Source organism: Iodobacter fluviatilis (genome assembly GCF_900451195.1).
Classification (GTDB): domain Bacteria; phylum Pseudomonadota; class Gammaproteobacteria; order Burkholderiales; family Chitinibacteraceae; genus Iodobacter; species Iodobacter fluviatilis.
This window is the reverse complement of record NZ_UGHR01000004.1, coordinates 638,750-657,454: the sequence shown is the minus strand read 5'-3', so window position 1 is coordinate 657,454 and position 18,705 is coordinate 638,750. Positions and strand designations below refer to the sequence as shown.

13 protein-coding genes, 2 tRNA genes and 3 rRNA genes are annotated in these 18,705 nt (G+C 50.1%); 12 read left to right on the top strand and 6 right to left on the bottom strand.

Annotation, left to right across the window (positions count from 1 at the left end; all coding sequences use genetic code 11):
- Nucleotides 1–91: 91 nt before the first annotated feature.
- The 6 genes from DYD62_RS21660 to DYD62_RS21635 all read right to left on the bottom strand — a co-directional run bounded on the left by DYD62_RS21660 (nucleotide 92) and on the right by DYD62_RS21635 (nucleotide 6,307).
- Nucleotides 92–424, bottom strand: coding sequence for a Sir2 family NAD-dependent protein deacetylase (locus DYD62_RS21660; protein ID WP_172476532.1), 333 nt, complete (start codon nucleotides 422–424; stop codon nucleotides 92–94).
- A 535-nt stretch (nucleotides 425–959) separates the two neighbouring features.
- Nucleotides 960–1,072 (bottom strand): 5S ribosomal RNA (rrf, locus tag DYD62_RS21655).
- A gap of 148 nt (nucleotides 1,073–1,220) precedes the next feature.
- Nucleotides 1,221–4,112 (bottom strand): 23S ribosomal RNA (locus DYD62_RS21650).
- A gap of 309 nt (nucleotides 4,113–4,421) precedes the next feature.
- Nucleotides 4,422–4,497 (bottom strand) — tRNA-Ala (locus DYD62_RS21645).
- 78 nt (nucleotides 4,498–4,575) lie between these two features.
- Nucleotides 4,576–4,652, bottom strand: a tRNA-Ile gene (locus DYD62_RS21640).
- A 121-nt stretch (nucleotides 4,653–4,773) separates the two neighbouring features.
- Nucleotides 4,774–6,307 (bottom strand): 16S ribosomal RNA (locus DYD62_RS21635).
- The 16S, 23S and 5S rRNA genes sit together here with 2 tRNA genes alongside, the layout of an rRNA operon.
- A gap of 391 nt (nucleotides 6,308–6,698) precedes the next feature.
- On the opposite strand from DYD62_RS21635, the gene DYD62_RS21630 reads away from it, so the two are divergent.
- The 12 genes from DYD62_RS21630 (at nucleotide 6,699) to DYD62_RS21575 (ending at nucleotide 18,701) form a co-directional block, all read left to right on the top strand.
- Entirely contained in the window at nucleotides 6,699–7,166 is a 468-nt protein-coding gene (locus DYD62_RS21630; protein ID WP_115229971.1) for a hypothetical protein, read from the top strand.
- A 184-nt stretch (nucleotides 7,167–7,350) separates the two neighbouring features.
- Entirely contained in the window at nucleotides 7,351–8,331 is a 981-nt protein-coding gene (gene dusA, locus DYD62_RS21625; RefSeq protein WP_115229970.1) for a tRNA dihydrouridine(20/20a) synthase DusA, read from the top strand.
- Nucleotides 8,332–8,967 carry a retropepsin-like aspartic protease family protein gene (locus tag DYD62_RS21620; RefSeq protein WP_115229969.1) on the top strand — a complete coding sequence of 212 codons (636 nt, stop codon included), beginning with the start codon at nucleotides 8,332–8,334 and terminating at the stop codon, nucleotides 8,965–8,967.
- Nucleotides 8,964–9,560 (top strand): RdgB/HAM1 family non-canonical purine NTP pyrophosphatase, encoded by a 597-nt coding sequence (rdgB, locus tag DYD62_RS21615; RefSeq protein ID WP_115229968.1) that lies wholly within the window; start codon nucleotides 8,964–8,966, stop codon nucleotides 9,558–9,560. The genes DYD62_RS21620 and rdgB overlap by 4 nt, the downstream gene beginning before the upstream one ends.
- Nucleotides 9,557–9,790: a hypothetical protein gene (locus tag DYD62_RS21610; RefSeq protein ID WP_115229967.1), complete on the top strand. Its 234-nt coding sequence runs from the start codon at nucleotides 9,557–9,559 to the stop codon at nucleotides 9,788–9,790. Before rdgB ends, DYD62_RS21610 begins: the two co-directional genes overlap by 4 nt.
- A 451-nt stretch (nucleotides 9,791–10,241) precedes the next feature.
- Nucleotides 10,242–11,423 carry a radical SAM family heme chaperone HemW gene (gene hemW / locus DYD62_RS21605; RefSeq protein ID WP_373280374.1) on the top strand — a complete coding sequence of 394 codons (1,182 nt, stop codon included), beginning with the start codon at nucleotides 10,242–10,244 and terminating at the stop codon, nucleotides 11,421–11,423.
- A 304-nt stretch (nucleotides 11,424–11,727) separates the two neighbouring features.
- A complete protein-coding gene (locus DYD62_RS21600; protein ID WP_115229966.1) occupies nucleotides 11,728–12,147 on the top strand; it encodes a type IV pilin protein in 420 nt (139 codons plus the stop codon).
- Nucleotides 12,148–12,160: 13 nt separating this feature from the next.
- A complete protein-coding gene (locus tag DYD62_RS21595; RefSeq protein WP_165928669.1) occupies nucleotides 12,161–12,805 on the top strand; it encodes a GspH/FimT family pseudopilin in 645 nt (214 codons plus the stop codon).
- A 5-nt stretch (nucleotides 12,806–12,810) separates the two neighbouring features.
- Entirely contained in the window at nucleotides 12,811–13,341 is a 531-nt protein-coding gene (locus DYD62_RS21590) for a type IV pilus modification PilV family protein (protein ID WP_115229964.1), read from the top strand.
- Nucleotides 13,342–13,352: 11 nt separating this feature from the next.
- Nucleotides 13,353–14,534, top strand: a complete 1,182-nt coding sequence (locus tag DYD62_RS21585) for a PilW family protein (protein WP_115229963.1) — start codon at nucleotides 13,353–13,355, stop codon at nucleotides 14,532–14,534.
- A 13-nt stretch (nucleotides 14,535–14,547) separates the two neighbouring features.
- Nucleotides 14,548–15,195 (top strand): pilus assembly PilX family protein, encoded by a 648-nt coding sequence (locus tag DYD62_RS21580; RefSeq protein WP_115229962.1) that lies wholly within the window; start codon nucleotides 14,548–14,550, stop codon nucleotides 15,193–15,195.
- A 62-nt stretch (nucleotides 15,196–15,257) separates the two neighbouring features.
- A complete protein-coding gene (locus DYD62_RS21575; RefSeq protein ID WP_115229961.1) occupies nucleotides 15,258–18,701 on the top strand; it encodes a pilus assembly protein in 3,444 nt (1,147 codons plus the stop codon).
- Nucleotides 18,702–18,705 lie beyond the last annotated feature (4 nt).

Here is an 18,705-nt window from a genome sequence, read left to right as displayed (position 1 = left end):
ATCAATTGCACTCAAAGATTAATGATTTATGACTGATTGATTGCATTAATCCATTTTAATAATCCTACTTCTGCAGCCTCTTCCATACAAATCACACCATGCGCTTTGGCAGCAGCAGGATATTCTTATCAATAAAAATAATTTGCGGATATTTTCCTGCAGATCGGATCATCGCAATCGGATTCACCACATTCAGGCTAGTGCCTACAATCACAAAAGTATCCGTGCTTTTTAAATCTTCAATCAGCCAGTGTAAAGCTTCATATTCCGGTGCCATTTCACCAAAAAATACAATGCCGGGCTTTACCATTACACTGCCACAGGCCGCGCATTCACCCGGCTCAAATACATGATCGGCAATATTCCAATAGTGGTAACACTGGCACAAGACATCTGATCCACTCTGCCATGCAATGTAATACATCAGCTGTGCCCGCAGCCTCATGCAATAAATCGATATTGGTTGTAATCACTTTAACCGGCTGTTGTTGCTGGTAATTTTGCAATCGCGGACATAGCCCGCATGAGGTTTTGCCTCAGAATATTGCAATTTACGCTCATTATAAAACTGAAAAGTTAAATCACGAATATTCTGCTCTTTAATAAATCGGGGGAAATTACATACTGATTAATATCATAATTTTCCCAAAGCCCGCCGGTATCCCCTAAAAGTAGGCAAACCCGAATCAGCCGCCATTCCCGCACCGGGTAAAAATATAAATCATCGCATTCACCCCTCTCTGGCCTTAAATATCATGATATTAATCATACGCTCATGCTGCAATTACGATGGGCTGGTGTCCATTTGGGGCAGGTTTTGTAGGTTGGTTAGCAGTCTGCGTGCGAGGTTTACCTCGCTCAGCGATAATCGCGTAACCCAACATGCAAATCACTTTTCTTCCGCGCAAAGCAAAACCCCCGCCTCTTTCGAGTACGGGGGTCTTGGTACGGCTTAGGGTGTCTGGCAATGACCTACTTTCACACAGGTAATCTGCACTATCATCGGCGCTAAGGTGTTTCACTGTCCTGTTCGGGATGGGAAGGAGTGGGACCCCTCGCTATGGTCGCCAGACTTTAACGGGTTAACTCGTTGCACTTTACTGCTCTGCAACGCGTTCAGTTCAATAGAAGAAGTAATATATTACCTTGTACTGCTTGTTTCTCAATTCAGCTCTAATCTTGGGTAGATTATACCGTCGCACACACGCGCTTCAGGTTATAGGATCAAGCCTTACGGGCAATTAGTATCGGTTAGCTTAACGCATTACTGGCGCTTCCACACCCGACCTATCAACGTCCTGGTCTCGAACGACCCTTTAAAAGGCTTAAAGCCTTGGGGAAATCTCATCTTGAGGCGAGTTTCGCGCTTAGATGCTTTCAGCGCTTATCTCTTCCAGATTTAGCTACCCGGCGATGCCACTGGCGTGACAACCGGTACACCAGAGATCTGTCCACTCCGGTCCTCTCGTACTAGGAGCAGCCCCCCTCAAATTTCCAACGGCCCACTGCAGATAGGGACCAAACTGTCCTCACGACGTTTTGAACCCAGCTCACGTACCACTTTAAATGGCGAACAGCCATACCCTTGGGACCGGCTACAGCCCCAGGATGTGATGAGCCGACATCGAGGTGCCAACTCCGCCGTCGATGTGAACTCTTGGGCGGATCAGCCTGTTATCCCCGGAGTACCTTTTATCCGTTGAGCGATGGCCCTTCCATTCAGAACCACCGGATCACTATGTCCTGCTTTCGCACCTGCTCGACTTGTCTGTCTCGCAGTTAAGCCGCCTTATGCCATTACACTATCAGTACGATGTCCGACCGTACCTAGGCGACCTTCGAGCTCCTCCGTTACAATTTGGGAGGAGACCGCCCCAGTCAAACTGCCTACCATGCACGGTCCCCGATCCGGATAACGGACCAAGGTTAGAACCTCAAAGGGGTCAGGGTGGTATTTCAAGGACGACTCCACACAGACTAGCGTCCATGCTTCAATGTCTCCCACCTATCCTACACAAACCACTTCAAAGTCCAATGCAAAGCTACAGTAAAGGTTCACGGGGTCTTTCCGTCTAGCAGCGGGGAGATTGCATCTTCACAAACATTTCAACTTCGCTGAGTCTCAGGAGGAGACAGTAGGGCCATCGTTACGCCATTCGTGCGGGTCGGAACTTACCCGACAAGGAATTTCGCTACCTTAGGACCGTTATAGTTACGGCCGCCGTTTACTGGGACTTCAGTCAAGAGCTTGCACCCCATCATTTAATCTTCCAGCACCGGGCAGGCGTCACACCCTATACGTCGTCTTTCGACTTTGCAGAGTGCTGTGTTTTTGATAAACAGTCGCAGCCCCCATTTCTCTGCGACCCATGTCAGCTCCAGCCGCAAGGGCCTTCACCTAATATGGGCTCACCTTCTCCCGAAGTTACGGTGATAATTTGCCGAGTTCCTTCTCCTGAGTTCTCTCAAGCACCTTAGAATTCTCTTCCTACCCACCTGTGTCGGTTTGCGGTACGGTCAATATAAAGCTGAAGCTTAGAGGCTTTTCTTGGAAGCATAGGATCAATCACTTCAGTCCGAAGACTTCGTCGTCACGTCTCAGCGTTAAAGCAGCCCGGATTTGCCTAAGCCACACGCCTACTCGCTTAAACCCACTATTCCAACAGTGGGCTGACCTACCTTTCTCCGTCCCCCCATCGCACTTTATATCGGTACGGGAATATTAACCCGTTGTCCATCGACTACGCATTTCTGCCTCGCCTTAGGGGCCGACTCACCCTGCGCCGATGAACGTTGCGCAGGAAACCTTGGGTTTTCGGTGTGCGGGCTTTTCACCCGCATTATCGCTACTCATGTCAGCATTCGCACTTCCGATACCTCCAGCATCCTTCTCAAGACACCTTCGCAGGCCTACGGAACGCTCCTCTACCATATGCACATCGTGCATATTCGCGTCTTCGGTTATCAGTTTGAGCCCCGTTACATCTTCCGCGCAGGACGACTCGACCAGTGAGCTATTACGCTTTCTTTAAATGATGGCTGCTTCTAAGCCAACATCCTGGCTGTCTATGCCTTCCCACCTCGTTTTCCACTTAACTGATTATTTGGGACCTTAGACGGCGATCTGGGTTGTTTCCCTCTTGACCATGGACGTTAGCACCCACAGTCTGTCTCCCATGCTCGCACTTGACGGTATTCAGAGTTTGCCATGGTTTGGTAAGTCGCGATGACCCCCTAGCCATAACAGTGCTTTACCCCCGTCAGTGATACATGAGGCACTACCTAAATAGTTTTCGAGGAGAACCAGCTATTTCCAAGTTTGTTTAGCCTTTCACCCCTATCCACAGCTCATCCCCTAATTTTGCAACATTAGTGGGTTCGGACCTCCAGTGCGTGTTACCGCACCTTCATCCTGGCCATGGATAGATCACTTGGTTTCGGGTCTACGCCCAGCAACTATGCGCCCTATTCGGACTCGGTTTCCCTACGCCTCCCCTACTCGGTTAAGCTTGCTACTGAACGTAAGTCGCTGACCCATTATACAAAAGGTACGCAGTCACCCCATTTTTCAAGGGCTCCCACTGTTTGTATGCATCCGGTTTCAGGTTCTATTTCACTCCCCTCCCGGGGTTCTTTTCGCCTTTCCCTCACGGTACTGGTTCACTATCGGTCGATGATGAGTATTTAGCCTTGGAGGATGGTCCCCCCATCTTCAAACAGGATTTCTCGTGTCCCGCCCTACTTGTCGCATGCTTAGTACCAACCAATCTTTTTCGTGTACGGGGCTATCACCCACTGTCGCCAGACTTTCCAGACTGTTCCACTAAAGTTTGATTTATCACATGCAGGCTCTTCCCATTTCGCTCGCCACTACTTTGGGAATCTCGGTTGATTTCTTTTCCTTCGGCTACTTAGATGTTTCAGTTCGCCGAGTTCGCTTCTCATGACCTATGTATTCAGTCATGGATGACCCAAAAGGGCCGGGTTTCCCCATTCGGATATCACGGGATCAATGCTTATTTGCCAGCTCCCCCGTGCTTTTCGCAGGCTAACGCGTCCTTCTTCGCCTATCATCGCCAAGGCATCCACCAGATGCACTTAGTCGCTTGATCCTATAACCTCAAACACGTGTCTTGTTCTATTCATCAATAAAGATAAATAAAGCGATTCACATCTTTAAAGTATCTGATTTCGCTTTGTTTGCGACATCGATTATTCAGTTCTGACTTCGAACAATCGATTTTGATACAATCTACCCTTATTTATTTCTAAATTTGAGTATTACTTCTTCTATTTTTTTAAAGATCAAGTTACTGTCTTGCTGATTTTAGAAATCAGAAATAAACCATCGTCCCAAGCTTTGAATCTCTCTTGAGACAGTGTGTTATTTCTAGTTTCTTTATTCCACCAACCCAAGGGGATGGTGGAGGCTAACGGACTCGAACCGTTCACCCCCTGCTTGCAAAGCAGGTGCTCTACCAGATGAGCTAAGCCCCCAATTACTGCTTACTTTCTTGCAATCAAAACCAAACTGGTCGCTCTGTTGACAGAGCCTTCCAACCATTAAAAAATTAATGGTGGGTCAGACAGGAATCGAACCTGTGACCCCCGCCTTATCAAGACGGTGCTCTAACCGACTGAGCTACTGACCCATTTCAGAATACTCAGGTAGCTAATCTACGCCGCCCGAGCTACTGACCCAATCTGATTTTGTATCTTTGTTTTTTTACAGTCGATGAGTGTGAGTACTCAATCCAAAAGACTTTTCTCTTGAAAGGAGGTGATCCAGCCGCAGGTTCCCCTACGGCTACCTTGTTACGACTTCACCCCAGTCATGAATCCCACCGTGGTAAGCGGCCTCCTTACGGTTAGCCTACCTACTTCTGGTGAAACCCATTCCCATGGTGTGACGGGCGGTGTGTACAAGGCCCGGGAACGTATTCACCGCGACATGCTGATCCGCGATTACTAGCGATTCCGACTTCATGGAGTCGAGTTGCAGACTCCAATCCGGACTACGATCGGTTTTATGAGATTAGCTCCACCTCGCGGCTTGGCAACCCTCTGTACCGACCATTGTATGACGTGTGAAGCCCTAGCCATAAGGGCCATGAGGACTTGACGTCATCCCCACCTTCCTCCGGTTTGTCACCGGCAGTCTCCTTAAAGTGCCCAACTAAATGGTAGCAACTAAGGACAAGGGTTGCGCTCGTTGCGGGACTTAACCCAACATCTCACGACACGAGCTGACGACAGCCATGCAGCACCTGTGTTCAAGTTCCTTGCGGCACTCCCCAATCTCTCAGGGATTCTTGACATGTCAAGGCTAGGTAAGGTTTTTCGCGTTGCATCGAATTAATCCACATCATCCACCGCTTGTGCGGGCCCCCGTCAATTCCTTTGAGTTTTAGCCTTGCGGCCGTACTCCCCAGGCGGTCTACTTCACGCGTTAGCTGCGTTACTAAGGAACGAATTCCCCAACAACTAGTAGACATCGTTTAGGGCGTGGACTACCAGGGTATCTAATCCTGTTTGCTCCCCACGCTTTCGTGCATGAGTGTCAGTATTAGCCCAGGGGGTTGCCTTCGCCATCGGTGTTCCTCCGCATCTCTACGCATTTCACTGCTACACGCGGAATTCCACCCCCCTCTGCCATACTCTAGTTGACCAGTTTGCAATGCAATTCCCAGGTTGAGCCCGGGGCTTTCACATCACACTTAATTAACCACCTGCGCACCCTTTACGCCCAGTAATTCCGATTAACGCTTGGACCCTACGTATTACCGCGGCTGCTGGCACGTAGTTAGCCGGTCCTTATTCTTCCGGTACTGTCATCCCCAATGGATATTAGCCACTAGGATTTCCTCCCGAACAAAAGCGCTTTACAACCCGAAGGCCTTCTTCACGCACGCGGCATTGCTGGATCAGGCTTGCGCCCATTGTCCAAGATTCCCCACTGCTGCCTCCCGTAGGAGTCTGGACCGTGTCTCAGTTCCAGTGTGGCGGATCGTCCTCTAAGACCCGCTACAGATCGTTGCCTTGGTGAGCCTTTACCTCACCAACTAGCTAATCTGATATCGGCCGCTCTAATAACGAGAGGTCTTGCGATCCCCCTCTTTCCCCCTCAGGGCGTATGCGGTATTAGCTATCCTTTCGGATAGTTATCCCCCATTACTAGGTACGTTCCGATATATTACTCACCCGTTCGCCACTCGTCAGCGGTGCAAGCACCCTGTTACCGTTCGACTTGCATGTGTAAAGCATGCCGCCAGCGTTCAATCTGAGCCAGGATCAAACTCTTTAGTTTAATCGCTAAGCTAGTACTTACTGGCTTACTTTATTCGGCACATCCATCGCTGAATGCACCTTACTAATGCAAGCACTTGTTTCGCTTCCGAATCAAGCACTCACACTCATCGACTGTATTTTTTTAAAGATCGTTTCGCTACTGCTCGAACACCGTGTTGCTGTGTGTGCTGCAGCGAGAGGCCGAAATATACGGGCCTAGAGCGTAATGGTCAACACCCTGCTTGCAATAAAGCCAAGGCAATACGGTAAGTATATGATTTTTAATAGTAAGAAAATTATGCAACTAGCGCCGGCAAGCTTCACGGCCAGATAATTTGTGGAGCACACAATAGCAACACCATGTAAATTACGGATCGATTTCTATATTTCCCCCTAAACCAGAGCACCCCATGCCTACTGAGAAGCAGAGCATTACTATAAACAAGGAAATCCGTACGGCTATTTTAAGACTCCACCAGTTGGATGAAGACGAGTGCGCAGAACTGCTGGCTAGCCTGCAAGACATAAGCCTGAGTGATGATTGCTCTATCTTGGAAATCATCGGACTGAACGCCGCTACTGGCTCCGTCTGGCAAACGCTGCAAATGGGTGAATTGAAAACGTTGCTGGCTTTAGCCATTGGCGACAAACACGCTACGCTGCAAGGCTGCGACTGGGTACATCACTTTAGCCAGATGGAAGAATCCCGCCGACGTGTGTATCGCTGTGTGGATAGCCTAATTAATATGCACAAGACAGAGATGTTCCATCACTCATTAGAACTCATGTACGGCACGGAAACGCTATACCTTGCGATGGACTTACTCAAACGCAAGCAACGCTTCTTTGGCTTAGATAAATCCAACTCAGATACATAGCCCGATTTAATACATATTGATTGTTGGCTCAAGCTGAAATCCAACGTGCTGAAGCCCGCTTTAGCAAAATCTCCTATCTGCTCTGTTTGACCCTTACATACGACAGATAGGACAATACATTCCTTCGCGCTAAACGCGGATTTATTTTTTTATATAGTGCAGGCTGTTTTTCGTGCAAACAAATATGACTCCCCCCTCCCGCCGCTACAGCATCGCTCCTATGCTCGACTGGACCGATCGCCATTATCGTTATTTCGCAAGGCTGCTGACTAAGCACACTTGGCTGTACACCGAGATGGTGACCACCGGGGCGATTATTCATGGGGATAAGCAGCGCCATCTTAATTTTGATGAGATTGAAAACCCGATCGCGCTGCAGCTGGGTGGATCTGATCCGATGGCTTTAGCGACTTGCGCCAAGATTGGTGAGAGCTGGGGCTATAACGAGATTAATCTAAATGTGGGTTGCCCTTCCGAGCGGGTGCAAAACGGCTCGTTTGGTGCTTGCCTGATGGCAGAACCGCGTTTGGTGGCCGATTGTGTAAAGGCGATGAAAGATGTGGTGGATATTGATGTCACCATCAAGCATCGTATCGGCATTGATCATGAAGAAAGCTACGACTTTGTGCGCGATTTTGTCGGCACGGTGGCTGATGCAGACTGTAATACATTTATTGTGCATGCGCGTAATGCGATTTTAAAAGGCTTGTCGCCCAAAGAAAACCGCGAGATTCCGCCGCTTAAATATCATTATGCTTATCAGTTAAAACAAGATTTCCCGCATTTAGAAATTATTGTAAATGGCGGCATTACCACGCATGAGCAGGCGGCGGAGCATTTAAAACATCTGGATGGCGTAATGGTGGGGCGCGAGGCTTACCATAATCCCTGGATTCTGACGCAGGTAGACGAGTTGTTTTACGGCGGCGCAGCCCATACTGCCTCCCGCGTGCAAGTGATGCACGCGATGCGACGCTTTATTGAGGCAGAAATGGCGCAAGGCTTGCCGATTCGCTTGATCACCCGCCATATTCTGGGCTTATTCCAGCATCAGCCCGGGGCCAGAACCTGGCGACGGATGCTGTCTGATTCCAAATTGCTTAAAGATGCTGACTTTCAGCTGATTGAGAACGCTCTACGTGAAGTAACCAAAGGCCATCCTTAAATGAAGCGACTCGCCCTTTTACTGACCTTGATGATCCCGCTCGCATTCGCCACCGAAGTAACGCTGCTGGCGGCGATGGGCAATAAGGGCATTTTGCTGATTGATGGGCAAAAAAAGACTTTGGCAATTGGTCAACAAATGGGCGAGGTCAAGTTGCTGGCGGTGAGCAGCGAGCAAGCAACAGTCATGATAGGCACACGCCAGCGTCAGCTGTTATTGGGGCAGGGTTATATTGCCAGCACCAAGGCAGAGAGTGACAGCGCGGGCAGTCTTACGCTGAGCCCGGATGCACAGGGGCATTATTTTGCCGATATTGCCGTGCGTGGTATCAGCCAGCGCGGCATTATTGATACCGGCGCCAGTTTTTTATCTTTGCCGCGTAATCTGGCCAGCAATATGGGCGTGGATTATAAACAGGGCGAGGAAAGCCGGACGCAAACGGCCAATGGCACGATTAAATCTTGGCAGCTTACGATTGCACAAATTCGTATCGGCTCCCTACTACTTAATAATGTGCAAGCCAGCATTCGCGACCAAGATAATGGGCCTTTATTGATTGGCAATAGTGTCTTAAACCGCTTTCAAATGAAACGCGAGCAAGAGCTGCTTATCTTACAAAAGAAGAATTACCAATGATGAAACGCATCGTTTTAGCCAGTAATAATGCAGGTAAGGTCAAAGAATTTAACCGCCTATTTGCCGCACTGGATATCCAGATTGTTCCACAGGGCGAGTTGGGTGTGGCCGAATGCGAAGAGCCGCACCACACTTTTATTGAAAACGCCTTGGAAAAAGCCCGCCACGCCAGCAGGATTACTGGCCTGCCTGCGCTGGCCGATGATTCCGGCCTTTGCGTGCATGCACTGGGCGGCGCACCGGGTGTGTATTCGGCACGCTTTGCGGGTGAGCCAAAATCGGATGCGCGAAATAATCAAAAATTGCTTGAGAGCCTTGCCGGGCAAGCAGATCGCAGTGCTTATTACTATGCCGCGCTGGTGCTAGTGCGCCATGCGGATGACCCGCAACCGCTGATTAGCGATGGCATTTGCCAAGGAGAAATCCTTGAAACCAGCAGGGGTGAGGGAGGTTTTGGCTATGATCCGCTGTTTTTGCTGCCGCAGTTTGGCAAAACCGCCGCAGAAATCAGCGCGGATGAAAAAAGCCAGATCTCGCATCGCGGCAAAGCTTTGCGGAAGTTGATCGCTAAACTACAGGAAACAGGCTTATGAGCGCGGCTATCAATCAAGGCGAAACCCGCTGGGCTACTTGGCTGAGAGACGATGCATCGGTGGTGTCTTGCACCGAAAAAGTAAAAGTCATGAATGAGAATTTGGACGAGCTCAAACAAATGGCGCAGGATTTACTAGAAGACGGGCTGCTGATGGAAGTATCAGAAGCCCAGATCAAAGCCGTGCTGCACCGGCTAGTGGATGAGCTGCATAACCCGTATCAGAAATAACGATTTAGCATCAATCAAAAAGGTCTGTAGACACGGAAAATATCGTGTCTTTTAGCTCCTCTTGTTTTGACCACGCTGGCTGTATAGGGGCTTAAAAATCCCCCTTGAAGCACGCCGAACGAGGAATAATCAGCACGGGGTTTCGACGAAGGGGTAGCGAGGCAGCGAGCGAGCAGCCGTAGTCGCCGGGCTGATTATCCGCAGAGAGGGGCCTTCGTGCTGGCTGGGGCGGCTTTCTTTGCTTACTTTCTTGGCCGTTCAAGAAAGTGAGTCCCCGCGGGGACACCGCACCGAAATCAACGAGCCGAAGGCTCTAACAAAGGTTTTCTGTGTTTTCAATTCGCCCCAATGAAGTGGAACCAGCAGTTTTACACGATTTATTACATAAACTCGGCGGGTTTCACCCGCCCTACGATGACACCAAAAGCAATACCCATAAGAAGTGAACACCATGCAATCGATTTCCATGCCCATCGGCAAAGCTAACTGGGCGCTTTCTGCCTTACCGCCTTTGGCGCTGTATATTCACTTTCCCTGGTGCATTAAAAAATGCCCTTACTGTGATTTCAACTCGCATGCGCAAAAAGGCGCGTTGCCGGAGCAGCAGTACATTGCCGCCCTGCTGGCCGATTTGGAATCCTGTTTGCCGCTGATGTGGGGCCGGCCAATCACCAGTATTTTTATGGGTGGCGGCACGCCAAGCCTGTTTTCTGCTGAAGCGATTAATCAATTACTAGAGGGGATTCGGGCGAGAGTGCGCTTGCACCCCGATGCCGAGATCACGCTAGAAGCCAACCCTGGCACCTTTGAGAGCGAAAAATTTGCTGGCTACCGCGCCGCAGGCATCACCCGTTTATCGATTGGTATTCAGAGCTTTAACGCCGAGCATCTTCAAGCGCTGGGCCGTGTGCACGATGATAAAGAAGCGCACCGCGCTATCGAAATCGCCCATCAGCATTTTGATAATTTTAATCTCGATATTATGTATGCCCTGCCTAAGCAAACGCTGGCCGAGGCGCTGCTCGATATCCGCACCGCCATTGCTTGTAAATCCACACATCTTTCGGCTTATCACCTCACCTTAGAGCCTAATACCCTGTTTCACCGCTACCCGCCTGCCTTACCGGATGAAGATTGCAGCGCGGATATGTCGGATGCCATTGAGGCTGAACTGGCCGCCGCAGGCTTTGAGCATTACGAAACCAGCGCCTTTGCCCAGCCCAAGCGCCAAGCCAAGCACAATTTAAATTACTGGCAGTTTGGCGATTACCTGGGGATTGGCGCGGGCGCACACGCCAAGATCAGCTTCCCGGATAAAATCATCCGCCAGATGCGCTATAAACAGCCGACCGAGTATTTGCAAAAAATGGCGGCGGGTTCGGCCATCCAGACAGAAGAACACATCACGCTAGAGCAGCTGCCCTTTGAATTTATGCTCAACGCCCTGCGCCTGACTGGCGGATTTGATTTAAGCCTGTTTGAAGAGCGCACCGGCTTGCCGCTGACTAAAGTCATCCACCGGATTGAACGCGCTGTTGCAGACGGCTTACTGGAGCGCCAACTTAATCATATTCAGCCTACCTTACGCGGCCAGCGGTTTTTAAATACGCTGCTGGAGCGGTTTTTGCCCTAAACAAGGGTATTACGCGTCAAAAACCAGATCTTGAAACACTTTTCTTCCCCACAAGACACGGAGTTTCACAGATAAAAGCCGTTTTATAAGCGAACCATTTGTTTTTGCCATCACCAGCCCCCTGCCTTTCGCCGCAGGGGGCTTTTTTATTTGCCATTCACTGCCGATTAACGGCAAAGCCAACCACTCAACCTTAAAAAAACTCCGCTGCTCGCATGCTTTAGCTAAATCATGAAATGCTGATTAATATTCCATAGGAATAACAAGCAAATGAAGCAAATCGACTAAGGCAAACGAGGCAGATATGCGAAACCCACACGGATTTACCCTGATTGAAGTCATGGTCACCATCGCCATCGTCGGCATTCTGGCCTCGATCGCCATTCCTCAATACACCGACTATGTAACCCGCAGCCGCCTAGTAGAGGCACAAAGCAAGCTCAGTGATACCCGGGTGCGGCTGGAGCAGTTTTTTGTAAACAACAGAACCTATGTTGGCTTCACCTGCACACAGGCCGCAGTAGGGAATGAAAACTTTGGCATCACTTGTACCACGCAGACGGCCAATACCTTCACGATCACGGCAACAGGCACCAATAAAATGACCGGGTTCAGCTTTACGCTGGATGACCTTAACCAAAAGACTTCGGCGATTACGGCAGCAGGCTGGTCTAACCCTTCTCCCAATAATTGCTGGGTCAGCAGAAAACCGAATATTTGTTAGGCGAGCCTGCAAAATGAACTCCTCCCTAAAAAAGCACCATGGTTTCAGCCTGATAGAAGTCATGGTTGTGCTTGTTATCTTTGGCTTACTGGCCGCGATTGCCATGCCCGGGTTTCAAGGCTGGGTACGCAGCGCTAAATTGCGCAGCTTTGCCGAATCTTTTCAAACCGCAGTTCAAACAGCACGATCCGAGGCCATTAACCGCAATGCCTATATAGAGCTTGTTTTAACCAATAGTGCGGTTGGGGCAGATGGCGCCAGAAATGCAAATGCTGTAACGGTCAGTGCAACAGGCACGGCCTGGCTGATCCGCGAATGCACAACCTGCGCCAATATCACCACCGCGGCCACGGCAGCTGAAACCTATCCCTTTATAGGCGGCAAAGTGCTGGCTGAAGGTGGCAGCAATAATCCCCCGGCTCTTAATGCCAGCGCGGGCTTAATCCGCTTTGACGGCTTAGGCAGGGCCGATGCCGCATTTAACTTAATAGTGGCCGATACCGCTGCTGCAGCAACCCCTGCATCATGCAGCCTTGCAGGCGCCGGGCCGGTGACTGATCCAGCCAGAGTTTGTGTCGTTTTAGACAGGGGGGGAAACGCCAGAATGTGCCTGCCCGATGCACCGGCAACCCACCCCAGTTCTTGTGCCAGGAGCTAGAGGCCATGATTTATAAGCATTCTCGCACTAAGCAAGGCGGCTCCATGCTGCTGGAAGCCATGGTAGGCATCACGATTTTTTCATTTGGCGTGCTGTCTATTCTGGCCCTGCAAGGCAACGCCATGCGGCATGTATCCAGCACCTCTTCACGTACATCGGCCATGCAATTGATGCAAAGAATTGATGGCCTGATGAGGGTGAATCCGCGCACCGCCAATTTAGATAGCTTCCGGATGACCAGCTGCACATCTGCCGCCGCAACGTCCACCGCAGGAATTTGGTCCAGAGCCGTTGCCGCGCAGCTGCCCGGCGCCACATGCACCATAGCCATTGATAACGATAACGCAGCCGGGCGCACGATCCGGTGCTTTCGCCGGGCCACCGTAACCATTTCTTGGCCGGTACGGCGTGGTGATCTAACCGGTGCCAGCGGCATTACAGACAGCAGCGGCGGGCAAATGAATGTCGCCACCAATGTGGCTGATATCCAGACGGTGTGGAGCGACACCCCTAACGGCACTCTGTGCAATAACTAAAGAGACATGCTATGCGCCAGTCCAGCGGTTTTGGTTTAGTAGAACTCATGGTTTCAGTGGTTGTTGCACTGGTATCCATGATTTCTATCTATCAAATATTTGGTGTAAATGAGGCCTACCGGCGCAACAGCATGGGCGGCTCAGGCGCGCAAATCAATGGCGGGATTGCCGTGATGCAGATACAAAAAGATGCAGAACGATCCGGCTTAGGCATTGGGGATGCGGGCGCGCTCAATTGCAATGTGGTTTCTAGGGTAGCTGCTCTGAATAATGTGCCGCTTATCCCGGTTTTAATCCAGAGCGCGGGCACATCAGACAGCCTCACATTTTTATACGGCAGCAGCATCATTGGTGGAGGACAGGTGGCCCAGCTAGCAGATATTGAGCACGGCAATGCCGATACTCAATTTGCCAATGTTTTAGGCGGGCAAAGCATGGCCGTCAATGATCTGGTGATTGCATGGCAATCGGGGCTGGCCAATTGCCCGGTGTTTCAGGTGACCTGTACCAATGCCACGCCGTGCGCTGGTACACCCGCTTCAACCGATGGTTTTGCAATTGGCAATGCAGCAAATGCCTGGAACTCTGCAACGCTTAACTCCCCCTTTCCGGCGGCTTTAAGCAAAATCACCCGTTTATATAATTTTGGCCAACTCACCCGGCGCACTTACTGCGTTTATCTCAGTGGCAACAGCAATGGTTGTGCGGGGGCCGGTACCCAAATCCACGGCTCGCTGCTAAGTGCGGATGCGCTGAATGCAACAGCTGCAGCCGATGGCGCATGGCAAGTTGTGACAGAAAATGTGATTCAAATGAAAGCCGAATACGGTTTAGACACCAATGTGGATGGCGATACGATTCCAAATAACGTGGATACATGGCAAAAAGCCGACCCGGCCCAATGGGCACAGGTATTAGCCATCCGCTATGCCGTGCTGGTTCGCGCCAGTAACCCGCAAAAACCCAACCGGGCAGGCACCTGTGTTAACGACAGCGCAAATAACTACACCGCCGCCACGCCCAGTGATGCGTTTACCCTCACCACGGCGGCCTACTACTTAGGCTGGTCAGGCGCTGATGTTTTTACACAGCCCACCAATGCCGACTGGCAATGCTATCGCTACAGCGTGCATGAAACTGTAGTACCGCTGCGCAATCAGATTTTGCTCAATCAGCCCACTACTAATCTCTAAGGAAGACGACAGCATGAGCACGCCACGTATTCCTGCCCGGAGCCACCAACAAGGCTTGGTACTGTTTATCTCTCTGATTGTGCTGGTGATTATGACCCTGGCGGGTATCGCCATGATCAGATCCATCACCACCAGCACCCAGGTTGCCAATAATCTGTCGCTGCGCCAGGGTACTACAGCCGCTGCCGATGTGGCTCTTGAAACAGCACGCCAATGGCTGATTGCCATTTCTGGCACATCACCCGCCACATTAAATGCAGATTCTGCAGTCAATGGCTATAGCGCCACCAACACCACCAGCCCGATCAACCCGAATGACGGCACACAGTGGCGGGCAGGCAGTAACTGGGTTTGGGTGGCCACCACATGCACTCCCAAACCCTGCACACCCGCCGCCATGCCACAAGCCACCAGTACGACTACAGTCACAAACCCGAATGGCTTTAGTGCTTCTTATTTAATTCAGCGTAGCTGCAGCAACGCCGCTGCCCCCACGCTGGTGATTGATACCGTTGCGGCCACGGGCAACCCTTGCAATCTGGTGAAAGCCTGCCCCAATTGCCTGAAAGAAAAAACTTCTTTTAATGTGAATTACCTGATTACGGTAAGAATTCAAGGCCCTAAAAACACCGTCAGCTTTTATCAAGCCTCTATTTATTAGCACACAACAAGTTTCACCCGGCAGCCCGGCATACAAGCCGTTTTTATTAAGGACCAAGCATCATGAAACTCAATCTGTTTACCCTGGGATGGCTTGGCCTTAGTGTCAGCACCTTCGCCGCACAAACTGCAGATAAACCGCTATCAACCTTAACCACAGGCGATGTAAAGCCCAATATTATGTTTACGATTGATGATTCCGGCTCGATGGCCTGGAGCCATATGCCAGATAGCGTGAGCAACTGGCGAACCAAAGTGGGCTATCACAATTCCTATTGCAATGGGGTGTATTACAACCCGGCCACCACCTACCTCCCCCCAAAAAATGCCGACGGCACAAGTAAAGCCAATGCCAGCTACACTGCGGCATGGTATGACGGATTTAATACAGGCACCTCAGGCGGCCCCAATAACAGCAGCACCTATAATTTATCCAGCAATTTCTTTGCTTATGACAATGTAACCGGCGGTGCCAACGCGCCGCTACAAACGGCTTTTTATTGGACTTATTCCACCAGCACACCACCCGATTCGGAATGCAACACATCGCTGCCCTCATCGACCAGCACACTCACGACCGGCTCCTGGACAAAAACAAAAATCCCCAGTGATGCCAGCGCGGCATCAGTGGCTGCACGGCAAAATTTTGCCAACTGGTTTAGCTATTACCGCACCCGTATGATGATGATGAAATCCAGTGCCAGCCTTGCTTTTGCGGATATGGACAGCCGCTACCGTATCGGTTTTTCACGGATCGGCAGGCTGTCTTCCAATAACTTTGCTAGCTCAGGATTTTTAAATATTTCTGATTTTGACGGCACGCAAAAAAGCGCCTGGTACACCATGCTTTTTGGCGTTCCTCCCAGCGGTGGTACGCCTTTAAAAACAGCATTACAAGCCGTTGGGGAGATTTATGCCGGCAATAAAAGCGCGGTGACCGACCCTATCCAGTACACCTGCCAGCAAAACTTTGAAATTTTAACCACCGACGGCTACTGGAATGCCAGTGGCGACAGTGTCTCTGTAGGCAATCAGGACACGGGTTCCGGCGTACCAAGGCCCATGTACGACGGAGCAGGTCAATCAAATAATCTGGCCGATGTGGCCATGAAATACTTTAAAACCGATTTACGTACGGGCATGGCCAATAATGCGCCGGGCATCCCTGCTTTTGATACCGGCCCTGAAGGCAGGCAAATGATGCGTACCTATACCTTAGGCCTAGGGATGGATGGCACGCTCAATTATGTGGATGATTACGAAACCAACAGCAATGCCAGCTTAAATGACTTTGTAGGGATAAAAAATGGCACAAAAAACTGGCCAACTGTCGTTGGGGATCAATTAACCACCATTGATGATTTATGGCATGCGGGGGTGAATGGCGGAGGTAAATATTTTAGCGCCAAAGACCCTAATGCCGTGGCAGCCAGCTTGAAAAGTGCGCTTAACGATATCAGCTCTAGGCTGGGATCGGTGGGCGCGCCTGATGTATCCAACGCGTTTATGACCGCAGCAGACAATAAAGTTTACAACAGCAGCTATAAAACGCGTGACTGGACCGGGGATGTAGCGGCCCGAACTGTTGATGTGAATAGCTCAACCTTTACCACCACAGCTCTTTGGTCGGCGCAGGATTTGCTGGCCACACGCTCATTAACCAGCAATCCCCGTGCTATTTATACCTGCACAGGCAGCTGCACCAGCTTCACTACTTTTGACGCTGCAACCTATGGCAGTAATGCATCCATTACAGCGGGGGTCACCAGCTTAAAAACAGCAAACTCACTGAACGCAGCCCAGCAGACTGCCATTACGGGCAGTAAACTGGTTGATTACTTGCGGGGTGATCAAAGCAATGAGCCCACTACTTCAGTACCTGATTTAGCCGCAACCACAGCGCTCTTTCGCCAGCGCACCAAAATCCTTGGTGCGATTATCCATGGCGGGGTGACCTATGTTAAAAAATCTGAAAAAGCTTATCCGGATGCCGGCTATGGTGCATTTTCACGGACCAACTTAAGCCGCCGAGCCATGCTTTACGCACCGGGCAATGACGGCATGCTGCATGCCTTTGATGCCGCAACAGGGCAAGAAATATGGGCCTTTATCCCACCCAGCCTGTTGCCCAGCCTGTGGAAACAAGCCGACAGAAACTACGACAGCAACTTCCAGTATTTTGTAGATGGATCGCCCACCATTGCCGATATCAATAATGGCAGCAGCTGGAAAACCATTCTGGTAGGCGGCTTGCGAGGTGGTGGCGGTGAGTACTATGCGCTTGATATTACCAACCCTTCGGCCACTGTGCCTGCCGCCCCTTTATGGAGCTTTAAAGACAGCCGCCTTGGTAAAACCTACGGTTTTCCGGTGGTGGGTAAAATAGCAGGACAATGGAAAGTCTTGCTTACAGCGGGCTATGACAATAGCGATAACAAGGGCTACCTTTTTGTTTTAAACGCCGATACTGGCGCTCTGGAAAAAACCTTTACCACTACCTGCACCGCTACCGATGGCACGTGCGGCCTTTCCAAAATTGGCGCTTTATTTACTGAGCCAGATGTTGATGACACCATCAAGATGGTCTACGCGGGTGATTTAGCCGGTAATTTATGGCGCTTTGATGTGGCTGGCGCACAGGGCAATGGCGTATTAGCGGCAACCACAGGCACAAGCGCACTGCGCCAGCCCATCAGCTCTGCCCCGCTGATTAAAGAAATGCCTGCCTATAAAAACAGCAGCGGCATTCCCGCCCATTATGTGAACTTTGGAACGGGTCGTTTTTTAAACCAAAATGATATGAGCAATAGCGATACACAAACCATTTATGGATTATTAATAGATCCCAGCTTAGGCGCTATTGATTCTGCCTTTAATAATTTGGGCACATCCGGTTCTTTAATTGAATTAATTATTGATAAAACCTGCGACAAAACCATTAAAGACAATTTGGGAGGCACAGTCAGCACGCTCGATGGTATTGATGGCACCAGCTTATCTAATAACTGCCCTAATTCTGTTGCGGGTGACTTTAGTAATGGCGATGGCAATTTTGATACGATTACTTTAAAAAGAGCGGCCAATTCTGCATTAGGTACTGATTTAAGCAGCTGCAAAAACAGCACAAAAGGATGGCGGGCTGATTTGCCAATTAGTAAAGAACGAATTCCTAATGACCCATTTCCTTTTGATACCTATGGCGTATTCAGCTCGATTGTTCCCGGCGCAGATTCCTGCACACCAGGCGGGATCAGCCGCGAATACAAAATGCCGCTTAATTTAAGCAAAGACTGGCTATGCGCGAACCCATCAACCAATGTATTTATCAGCGTAGGCAAAAATTCGGATGGTAAATTATCTGATGATCCATCACGCCGAGTTTCAATTACAACGTCTAAATTTGACAGTATTAAAGTCAATGCAGATGGCACAGGCTCTGTTGACTCGGCAAGGCTCAATACCCAAGTAAAAGGAAAACGCTCTTCATGGAGTGAAATTCTGCGCTAAGCCC

Bases quoted from the DNA above. Each gene is read 5' to 3' on its own strand.
- DYD62_RS21580 (WP_115229962.1), top strand. From the start codon at position 14,548: ATGAGCACGCCACGTATTCCTGCCCGGAGCCACCAACAAGGCTTGGTA.
- DYD62_RS21660 (WP_172476532.1), bottom strand. From the start codon at position 424: ATGTATTACATTGCATGGCAGAGTGGATCAGATGTCTTGTGCCAGTGT.
- dusA (WP_115229970.1), top strand. From the start codon at position 7,351: ATGACTCCCCCCTCCCGCCGCTACAGCATCGCTCCTATGCTCGACTGG.
- hemW (WP_373280374.1), top strand. From the start codon at position 10,242: ATGCAATCGATTTCCATGCCCATCGGCAAAGCTAACTGGGCGCTTTCT.
- DYD62_RS21620 (WP_115229969.1), top strand. From the start codon at position 8,332: ATGAAGCGACTCGCCCTTTTACTGACCTTGATGATCCCGCTCGCATTC.
- DYD62_RS21595 (WP_165928669.1), top strand. From the start codon at position 12,161: ATGAACTCCTCCCTAAAAAAGCACCATGGTTTCAGCCTGATAGAAGTC.
- DYD62_RS21585 (WP_115229963.1), top strand. From the start codon at position 13,353: ATGCGCCAGTCCAGCGGTTTTGGTTTAGTAGAACTCATGGTTTCAGTG.
- DYD62_RS21630 (WP_115229971.1), top strand. From the start codon at position 6,699: ATGCCTACTGAGAAGCAGAGCATTACTATAAACAAGGAAATCCGTACG.
- rdgB (WP_115229968.1), top strand. From the start codon at position 8,964: ATGATGAAACGCATCGTTTTAGCCAGTAATAATGCAGGTAAGGTCAAA.
- DYD62_RS21590 (WP_115229964.1), top strand. From the start codon at position 12,811: ATGATTTATAAGCATTCTCGCACTAAGCAAGGCGGCTCCATGCTGCTG.
- DYD62_RS21600 (WP_115229966.1), top strand. From the start codon at position 11,728: ATGCGAAACCCACACGGATTTACCCTGATTGAAGTCATGGTCACCATC.
- DYD62_RS21610 (WP_115229967.1), top strand. From the start codon at position 9,557: ATGAGCGCGGCTATCAATCAAGGCGAAACCCGCTGGGCTACTTGGCTG.
- DYD62_RS21575 (WP_115229961.1), top strand. From the start codon at position 15,258: ATGAAACTCAATCTGTTTACCCTGGGATGGCTTGGCCTTAGTGTCAGC.